The sequence below is a fragment of the Psychrobacter sp. MES7-P7E genome, from assembly GCF_002863645.1.
Classification (GTDB): Bacteria; Pseudomonadota; Gammaproteobacteria; order Pseudomonadales; family Moraxellaceae; genus Psychrobacter.
Window position 1 is genome coordinate 1 of record NZ_PJBU01000058.1, and the last position, 408, is coordinate 408.

Genomic DNA, 408 nt, shown 5'->3' on the forward strand with positions numbered 1-408 from the left:
TCATTAGGAGTACCGTCAGCAGCCATTTCATTCAGACTTGCTGTACCAGTGATGCTTACTATTGGGGTGTCATCACCTGCCGTAGGATCAGTAGGATCTACAGGATCAGTGCCGTTAGTGGTGCCATCATCATAAATAGTGGTGGTGACGCTGTTGTTGGTACCGATGGTCGCGGTACCGGCTGTGACTGCTGTGACTGCGACGTTAAAGTCCTCTGGACCTTCAAATACATTGTCGTTCACAATCGGTACGGTGATGTCAACGGAGGTTTGACCCGCTGGAATCGTCACGTTTTGTGTGACAGGTGCGGTGTAGTCAGCTGAGCCTTCAGTGCTGCCATCACTAATCGTGACAGTAACAACGGTATCTTCGGTACTTGGGTTGCTGATGCTGACTGTATAAGTCGCT

1 protein-coding gene is annotated in these 408 nt (G+C 50.0%); it reads right to left on the minus strand.

From position 1 onward, the window contains the following. Positions 1–408, minus strand: a 408-nt coding sequence (locus tag CXF62_RS01490; protein ID WP_145990525.1) for a Calx-beta domain-containing protein, incomplete at both ends; no start/stop codon positions are given.